Source organism: Furfurilactobacillus siliginis (assembly GCF_001437435.1).
In the GTDB taxonomy this organism is placed as follows: Bacteria; Bacillota; Bacilli; order Lactobacillales; family Lactobacillaceae; genus Furfurilactobacillus; species Furfurilactobacillus siliginis.
In genome coordinates this window covers 71,976-79,911 of record NZ_JQCB01000003.1, presented here as the reverse complement: position 1 = coordinate 79,911, position 7,936 = coordinate 71,976, and the positions used below count along the sequence as shown (strand labels likewise).

At 44.1% G+C, this 7,936-nt stretch carries 9 protein-coding genes; 2 read left to right on the top strand and 7 right to left on the bottom strand.

The window, feature by feature from the left end:
• Positions 1–147: 147 nt before the first annotated feature.
• The gene (gene nhaC, locus IV55_RS03025; RefSeq protein WP_057809238.1) at positions 148–1,539 is read right to left on the bottom strand and encodes a Na+/H+ antiporter NhaC; all 1,392 of its coding nucleotides are present in this window, start codon (positions 1,537–1,539) and stop codon (positions 148–150) included.
• A gap of 601 nt (positions 1,540–2,140) precedes the next feature.
• Here nhaC and clpP point away from each other — a divergent pair.
• Positions 2,141–2,734: an ATP-dependent Clp endopeptidase proteolytic subunit ClpP gene (gene clpP, locus IV55_RS03020; RefSeq protein WP_057809235.1), complete on the top strand. Its 594-nt coding sequence runs from the start codon at positions 2,141–2,143 to the stop codon at positions 2,732–2,734.
• Positions 2,735–2,813: 79 nt separating this feature from the next.
• Here clpP and IV55_RS03015 read toward each other — a convergent pair whose 3' ends face one another.
• Positions 2,814–3,398, bottom strand: a complete 585-nt coding sequence (locus IV55_RS03015; protein ID WP_057809234.1) for a TetR/AcrR family transcriptional regulator — start codon at positions 3,396–3,398, stop codon at positions 2,814–2,816.
• A gap of 140 nt (positions 3,399–3,538) precedes the next feature.
• Between IV55_RS03015 and IV55_RS03010 the strand changes: the two genes are divergently transcribed.
• Positions 3,539–4,453, top strand: a complete 915-nt coding sequence (locus IV55_RS03010) for an SDR family oxidoreductase (RefSeq protein ID WP_057809231.1) — start codon at positions 3,539–3,541, stop codon at positions 4,451–4,453.
• A gap of 107 nt (positions 4,454–4,560) precedes the next feature.
• Here IV55_RS03010 and IV55_RS10405 read toward each other — a convergent pair whose 3' ends face one another.
• The 5 genes from IV55_RS10405 to rapZ form a co-directional block, all read right to left on the bottom strand.
• Positions 4,561–4,668: a putative metal homeostasis protein gene (locus IV55_RS10405; RefSeq protein WP_162260726.1), complete on the bottom strand. Its 108-nt coding sequence runs from the start codon at positions 4,666–4,668 to the stop codon at positions 4,561–4,563.
• Complete coding sequence (gene rpmF, locus IV55_RS03005) at positions 4,669–4,845, bottom strand: 50S ribosomal protein L32 (RefSeq protein WP_057809229.1); 177 nt, start codon at positions 4,843–4,845, stop codon at positions 4,669–4,671.
• 155 nt (positions 4,846–5,000) lie between these two features.
• Positions 5,001–5,948: a DNA-binding protein WhiA gene (whiA, locus tag IV55_RS03000; protein WP_057809227.1), complete on the bottom strand. Its 948-nt coding sequence runs from the start codon at positions 5,946–5,948 to the stop codon at positions 5,001–5,003.
• Positions 5,949–5,964: 16 nt separating this feature from the next.
• A complete protein-coding gene (locus tag IV55_RS02995; protein WP_057809225.1) occupies positions 5,965–6,966 on the bottom strand; it encodes a gluconeogenesis factor YvcK family protein in 1,002 nt (333 codons plus the stop codon).
• Entirely contained in the window at positions 6,963–7,853 is an 891-nt protein-coding gene (gene rapZ, locus IV55_RS02990) for an RNase adapter RapZ (RefSeq protein WP_057809223.1), read from the bottom strand. Before rapZ ends, IV55_RS02995 begins: the two co-directional genes overlap by 4 nt.
• Positions 7,854–7,936: the final 83 nt, after the last annotated feature.

Genomic DNA, 7,936 nt, shown 5'->3' with positions numbered 1-7,936 from the left:
GTGGTAGTGGCTTTAGCCACGGACAGCGGCCAGGTTCTGCACAGGACCATGGGCTGCATAGCACGTTTCCGCTATATAACAGAAGCACAAAAAGTCACCGAGACCGCTTTTACCGCCGTCTCGGTGACTTTTTGAATACAATACACACTAACCTTCTACCCGTTTCTCCTGATGCTTCACACCAATCCCCGTCACCCCACTCAAAATTGAGAACACAGGTGACAATAGACTGAACAATGTAAATGGTAGAAACGCCATTGTGCTAACTCCTAATGTGTTCGCCGCAAACACCCCGGCGACACCCCATGGAACCAAGTAGTTAATAACTGTTCCGCCATCTTCCAATGCACGTCCTAACGCGACTGGTGCTAATCCGGCATCGTCAAACGTCTTCTTGAAGGCCTTTCCTGGCAAGATCACAGACAAGAATTGTTCACCGATAAAGATGTTCACGCCGATACTTGCTAAAACAACGGCACTGATTCGCTTACCATCTGAATTCAGATGTTTGGCAAATGGTTCCATGACGGCATCAATCAAGCCGAATTGCATCAGCATGCCGCCAAGCGACAGTGTTAAGACAATCAATGAAACAGTCCCCATCATGCTAGCAATCCCACCACGTGACAATAAGACATCAACTTCCTTATTACCGGTGTGAGAAACAAACCCAGTCTCAATGATGCTGGCAATTTTCATTAGCTTTGTTCCCGGGTGTTCAATCAACAACATCACCAAGGACACGCCGATATTCAAAAATAGCGTTGGAATGGCTGGCACGCGACGCCAAGCACAGATGAACATGCAGGCAATTGGCACGATCGCCCACGCTGAAATTGTGAAATGTGTCTCTAAAATATCGATCACACGGTTGATACTAGCTAGACTAGCACCTTTTTCGCCACTACCCATAACGCCAAATACAATCAGTGAAATGACGAAAGCAGGAACTGTAGACCACATCAAGTTGATAATGTGTTTGAATAAATCTGCATCAACGACCGCTGCCGTTAGGTTAGTTGATTCTGACAATGGCGAGGATTTATCCCCAAACACTGCCCCAGAAATGATTGCGCCTGCTACCAAAGCAGGATTCACATGCATCGTGACACCCATTCCAAAGAAGGCAATTCCGACTGTCGAAATAACCGTGAATGCACTTCCGACCGCACTACCAACTAAGGCACAGACAATAAATACAGAAGGTACGAACCACTGTACACTAATCAAATGAAAGCCAAATACCATGAGTGACGGAATGATACCAGCAGCAATCCATGTACTGATCAACGCCCCCACTAGGATAAAAATAAAAATGGGCACGATACCTGTTTCGATACCATCTTTAATCCCGGTGTTAATCATTGACCAGGGCAGCTTATGAAACACACCCCATGCCATTAAGATGCCCATCACAGCCATTACCGGTACTTGTGGTGATAAACCAAATTTAATGACGCCTAGCCCCATCACAACTAACATGACTAGCAACATGATCAGTGCTTCATTACGTCCGACCGTAAAATTTTTCTTTTCCATAATTATGCTCCATTTTTCCACAGTGTGATTGCTAATAGTTTGTTTGATCAATCATCAATATCGTGGATTACCGCCTGATTTTGCCCGCATCTTAAATGCCCCCAATAAAAAAATCGTCCCTGCTATGCGTTCACATAACAGGGACGATTAGAAAAACCGTGGTACCACCCAGCTTAGCACTAAGGACACGCGGCCCTTGTACTCACTCTCGCTGGGATAACGGTCCAACGGTGCCCGGTCATTATCGTTTTCAAGTAGTTCGCTAAAATGGCCCTGATCGGTTCGCAGCATCCACCGACTTCCTGACACACAGACCATTCGCTACTCGGTTTGAAAACAATGATTAAATGTTGGTTAGAAGATTACCAGTCTCCAAAATAATTGTCAAACAAATCTTGTTCTAAGTTCACTGAGTAGGTCCATTTAAGAACTTTATTTTCATCAAGAAGTCATATCTACCAGTCGGTTGACAATACTTAGAAAATTCCGTTAGTTTTCGTTTGACCTTTTTTGACCTTTGGGTTACACTACATTTACGTTGATTAGCAAAGGACTTGTCCAAGTGCTAAATCACAACGCAAATTATGAGGAGGCCTCAATCATGGCTTTAATTCCAACTGTTATCGAGCAGTCTAGCCGCGGTGAACGCGCCTATGACATTTACTCACGTCTGTTAAAAGATCGTATCATCATGGTTTCAGGACCAATTGAAGACGACATGGCCAACGCCATCATCGCACAATTATTGTTCTTGGATGCCCAAGACTCTGACAAAGACATTTATATGTACATTAACTCACCTGGTGGTGTGATCACCTCTGGGATGGCAATCTACGACACGATGAACTTTGTTAAGTCCGACGTGCAAACGATTGTTATGGGGATGGCGGCTTCTATGGCTTCTATCCTTGCCACTTCTGGTGCTAAGGGCAAACGGTTTGCCTTACCACATTCAGAAATCTTGATTCACCAACCTTCTGGTGGTGCTCAAGGGCAACAAACTGAAATCGAAATCGTCGCAGAAGAAATTCTGAAGACACGGAAGATGATCAACAACTTGCTGGCTGAAAAGACTGGCCAAGATATTGAAACCATCAACCGCGACACTGAACGTGATAACTACATGACCGCTCAGCAGGCATTAGATTACGGTTTGATCGACCACATCATGCAAAGTTCTTCAGAAATGAAGTAACTGACACAAATCAAAGAGCTTACAACCAAATTCAAATTTGGTTGTAAGCTCTTTTTTTAAACCTATTTTCGTAAATAGTTTATTTCGCATTCAAAACGGCACTAATGACCATTTCGCTAACTTGTTCAAACGGCACATTCACTTCTGTATACACACCATTATGCAGATTATCCGTGTGTAACTTAATGGTCGAAAAAATCACATTGCGATGTAAAGAAATATCGACTGGTCGTAACGTCCCATCCGCAATTCCTTGAAATAGCAGCTGCTGGACTGGACTGCTTTGAATAATTTGCTCAATCTGTGTCTGTGCCTCCTCATCGAAGGCAACATCGCCTTTGATCTTTTGAATCACTGTCATACTTTCAGGATTCACCATTGCAAATTCAAATAATTGGCGAATATACGCCTGTAGCTGCTGTGGAAAATCTAACTCAGCAACTGGCAACGAAGCATCCCCTTGATACAATTTTTCCAATTCACGGATATAAAGCGCTAATAATAATGCCTCGCGATTTTTAAAATACACATAGATACTGGATTGTGAGATTCCTACTTGATGGGCAATCATGGTCGTCGATACTGCGCCAACACTGCCCTCTAAAATCAGCTTAGCCGTTTCATCTAGAATGCGTTCATACTTCTGTTCATCTTTTTTCTTCATAATGGTTTATGCTAACTGGCTCCTTTTCAAAAGTCAACGTTTGACAATGATAAGTCTATCGGTTAATATCATTACCGATAAGTTTATTGCTTATTAAACAAAATACAAAATTTTCTTATTAACTGAAAAGAGGAACACTTATGAAGGTATTTGTAACAGGCGCAACCGGTTTTATTGGTGCAAAGGTTGTCCAAATCTTACTGGCGCATGGGCATTCAGTCGTTGGCTTAGCTCGTTCTGATCGTTCTGCGCAACAACTAGCCGATTGGGGTGCCACAGCTGTTCATGGTACCCTTGATGACACCAAAGTAATTGCCCAGACTGCCGAACAAAGTGATGGTGTGATTCATTTGGCTTTCACCAACGATTTTAGCGATTATAAAGGTGCCTTGAGCAAAGACCAAGCAGCTATTTCTGCCATTGGCGATGCCCTGGCTGGTTCTAACAAGCCTTTTGTTAACACATCTGGCACATTAATGGTAACTGGTTTAGGTAGAGATGCGACCGAAGCAGACGTCACTTCAGATGCGGCTGGTCGTGGTGCATCTGAACTACTGTCACTAAGTTATGCCGATAAGAACGTTCGTACTAGCGTTGTTCGCTTGGCTCCTACTGTCCATAGTGAAGCACGACAAGGTTTTGGTACATTATTAGCCCAGTTGGCTGCCAAACAAGGAAAAATTGGCTATGTCGGCGACGGTGCCAACGTATGGCCATCAGTTCATCGCGATGATGCAGCTGAATTGTTTGTTGCGGCCCTCGAACATGGACAAGCCGGTCACGTTTATAACGCTGTCGCTGAGTCAGGTATTGCCGTGAAGGATATTTTAACGACAATTGGAACAACAATGAAGCTCCCCATCGAACATTTTACCGAACAAGAAGCAGCTGCTTTCTTCGGTTGGTTTGCACAAAGTATTACCGTCAGCAACCCGACCAGTAGCGCGCAGACGCAAGCAGAATTGGACTGGCACCCAACCCACACCGGTCTGCTAGCTGATTTAACGACATTTTTATCCAATCCAGCTAATGTTGACCGTTTAAAACAACAGTAAACTGAGGCCATATCAACTACGCCAAACACAAAAGACCTGCCGAAATTATCGGCAGGTCTTTTGTGTTTGGCGACAAGTTCGTTTAGACATAGAATTTCAGCTAACGTTTACTTGCCGTTCTTCTTGATTCCTTTAATAATCTGTAACGCGCGTTTACGCGTTTTGATGTTAGGACTCTTTAAATTACGTAACGCAGTACTTAAATCTTGTTTCATTTATTTATCCTCCGCAGTCACTTTACGGCCTTTGTAAAAACCATTAGGCGTCACGTGATGACTTAGTTGATATTCACCAGTCACTGGATCTAGGTGAATTGCCGGCTGTTTCAATTTCAAATGCGCCCGCCGTTGCTTACGTTTTGTCGTCGATGTTTTCCTTGCTGGAACTGCCATAATAAATACCTCTTTTTTTAAATAGTAATGATTACTTTTAAGAGTATACCGACTAACCAATCTTTCGTCAAATGGTTTTACTGTCGAAAACAAAAAAGGAGCGCACCATAAGTCGGCAATTCAGTCCGACTTACAGTATGCTCACACAAACTTCTTTAGGCAGAAGCTGCATCTTCCCCATTACGCAATTCATCCGCATACTCATTAATTTTCCGCAAACGATGATTTACACCAGACTTGGAAATACCACCGCCTGGTAATAAATCGCCTAACTCTTTCAAACTAACTTCGCGGTTGGCCAAACGTGTCTCTGCCATATCGCGTAGCTTATCAGGCAGCTGCCCTAAACCAACGCGATCACGAATATACTCGATGTTTTCAATCTGTTTTGAACTGGCCGAGGCAACTTTTTCCATGTTAGCTGTCTCACAGTTCACCAGTCGATTCACAGAGTTCCGCATATCGCGCATAATCCGTACATCTTCAAACTTCAACATGGCATTTGTCGCACCAATCAACGTCAAGAAATCCGAAATTTTTTCGCCTTCCTTGAGATACGTGATGTACCCGCTACGCCGATTCGTCATCCGCGCGTTAACACCATACTGATTCATTAGCGTACAAATTTGCTCATTTTGCTCTTCGTACAGTGAGTAAATTTCCAAATGATACCGGCTTGTATCAGGATTATTCACTGATCCCCCGGCTAGAAAAGCACCACGTAAATAAGAACGGATTTCACTATCTTCTTGAAGAAAATCCTGTGGCACAACCTCTTCAATCCCAGCATCACCCATGATGTGCAAATCGCTTAATACATGTTGCGTCCCCGATTTCAGGCGCACTACGTACATATTATTCTTCTTCAATTTCACGTTTTTACGAACGATCAATTCGGCTTCTAAGCGGTAAAACTGCTTCAACAACGCATAAATACGGCGAGCGATGGCAGGATTTTCTGTTTGGACGTTAAGCACGAATGCGTGGTTAACAATGCTGACAGCACCATTCATGCGAATCAGCGCCATTAATTCAGCTTTTCCGTTTGCAGCGTGCACTTTGAGTCCTGTTAATTCTTTTTTAACGTCACTTGCATAAGACATCCGGTCACCTCCCGAGTTAGTCTAATTTTTTATTTGCCAATAATTTCATTAATTCGGCCACAACCTTGGTACCATCATGAAATGCACCTGCATCTCGTAATTTAAGTAAGTTAGCACGCACTGCTTTTGTGTTCATTGCCTGCAACGCAGCCGAATCAGTGGTTACTTGGGTGGAAACCTCGTTCCAACGTTTCCAATCCATATAATCTTCAGGTACAACCTCAGTATTCACTAAGACAGTGTCCACAAAATCCTTGCCTAAGTGATTATTTAACACGCGCACGTGATCCGCATCTGTAAAATGATCCGTTTCGCCCTTTTGCGTCATGATGTTACAAATGTACACAACTTCCGCCGGTGTGTGCAAAATTGCCTCACCAACATTGCTAACCATCAAATTTGGCAAAATGCTGGTAAACAAGCTTCCTGGTCCCAAAACGATTAAGTCAGCATCAAGGATTGCATCAATAACAGCTGGCATCGCCGTCGCAATTTCAACTTGTGCATCCGGTTGGGGCGTGACCCACACCCGTTTAATCTGTTTATGAGCGGCGGTTACTTCGGCTTCACCGGCTACCTGAGTACCATCGCTAAATTCAGCGTGTAACACTAATGGTTCATTGGACACCGGATAAACATGACCATCTACCCGCATCATTTCGGATAATTCCTGCACGGCATCAAACACACCATGTTTCATTTCAGTTAAGGCCGCAATAATCAAGTTCCCGATTGCGTGTCCGGAAAAGAAACTATCAGTATCATCAAAACGATATTGAAATACTTCCAATTCCAATGGTGTTAGGCGTGACAAAGACGCCATCACATTACGAATGTCACCAGGTGGCACCACGTTGATGTAATTGCGAATGATTCCCGAAGAACCACCGTCATCGGCCACCGTTACCACAGCGGTCACGTCAACATTCTGTTTGTGTAAGGAATCAAGGACAACTGGCAAGCCAGTCCCCCCACCGATGATCACCACGCGCGGTGGTCGTGACGTTTGGTTACTCATGATCGATTAACCGTTTCCTTTCGTTTGTTAATGTCGCGATGCCCCAGATTCACCCGGTAGTCTTGCGCCAGATCTTTACTTAACCGTTCTGCAATCGCCACGGACCGGTGTTGACCGCCAGTACACCCAATTGCGACTGTCAGGCTCTGCTTGCCTTCTTGTTCATAGCCAGGCATAATCTGCTGCAGTAATCCTAAAAACTGCTGGTAAAACGTCTCTGTTGCGGGCTGTGCCATGACATACTGAGCAACTTTCTCATCGTGCCCCGTTAAATTTTTCAATTCAGCCACATAGTATGGGTTTGGCAGAAAACGCACATCCATTACAATGTCAGCATCAATCGGCAAGCCATATTTATAACCAAATGACAGGACTTCAATGCGAAATTCCTGTTCTTTACCATCAGTATCTGCATACTGAGAAAAAATTTCTTCACGTAGCTGCCGTGGCGTCAGGTTATCCGTATTCACTACCAGATCGGCGCGGTTCTTCATTTCTGACAGCAGACCACGTTCTTGATGAATACCGTCCAAGACACGTCCGTCCATCGCCAATGGATGTGACCGCCGAGTTTCCTTGTAGCGCGCCACTAGCTCGCCGTCAGAAGCATCTAGGAATAATACCGAAGTCTTGACTGAACCAGTACTAGACGAAATGGCCAACATTTCTTGCAGGTCATCAAAGAATTCATGTGACCGTAAATCAACAACTAGTGCAACCTTTTCAACTTTGCCCGATTGCCGAACCAACTCCCAGAACTTTGGCAAAAGCTTAGGTGGCATGTTATCCATGACAAAGTAACCTAAATCCTCAAAACTCTGCATGGCCACCGTCTTACCGGCACCACTCATTCCTGTGATAATCACCAAGTTCAGTTGTTGTGTCATTAATTATGTGCTCCCTCATATTTGCCGTTTCATAGAGTATAACATACCGGGTGTGTCTTTTACGCAGAGTGGGACAAAAGTCA

Bases quoted from the DNA above. Each gene is read 5' to 3' on its own strand.
- nhaC (WP_057809238.1), bottom strand. From the start codon at position 1,539: ATGGAAAAGAAAAATTTTACGGTCGGACGTAATGAAGCACTGATCATG.
- clpP (WP_057809235.1), top strand. From the start codon at position 2,141: ATGGCTTTAATTCCAACTGTTATCGAGCAGTCTAGCCGCGGTGAACGC.
- IV55_RS03015 (WP_057809234.1), bottom strand. From the start codon at position 3,398: ATGAAGAAAAAAGATGAACAGAAGTATGAACGCATTCTAGATGAAACG.
- IV55_RS03010 (WP_057809231.1), top strand. From the start codon at position 3,539: ATGAAGGTATTTGTAACAGGCGCAACCGGTTTTATTGGTGCAAAGGTT.
- IV55_RS10405 (WP_162260726.1), bottom strand. From the start codon at position 4,668: ATGAAACAAGATTTAAGTACTGCGTTACGTAATTTAAAGAGTCCTAAC.
- rpmF (WP_057809229.1), bottom strand. From the start codon at position 4,845: ATGGCAGTTCCAGCAAGGAAAACATCGACGACAAAACGTAAGCAACGG.
- whiA (WP_057809227.1), bottom strand. From the start codon at position 5,948: ATGTCTTATGCAAGTGACGTTAAAAAAGAATTAACAGGACTCAAAGTG.
- IV55_RS02995 (WP_057809225.1), bottom strand. From the start codon at position 6,966: ATGAGTAACCAAACGTCACGACCACCGCGCGTGGTGATCATCGGTGGG.
- rapZ (WP_057809223.1), bottom strand. From the start codon at position 7,853: ATGACACAACAACTGAACTTGGTGATTATCACAGGAATGAGTGGTGCC.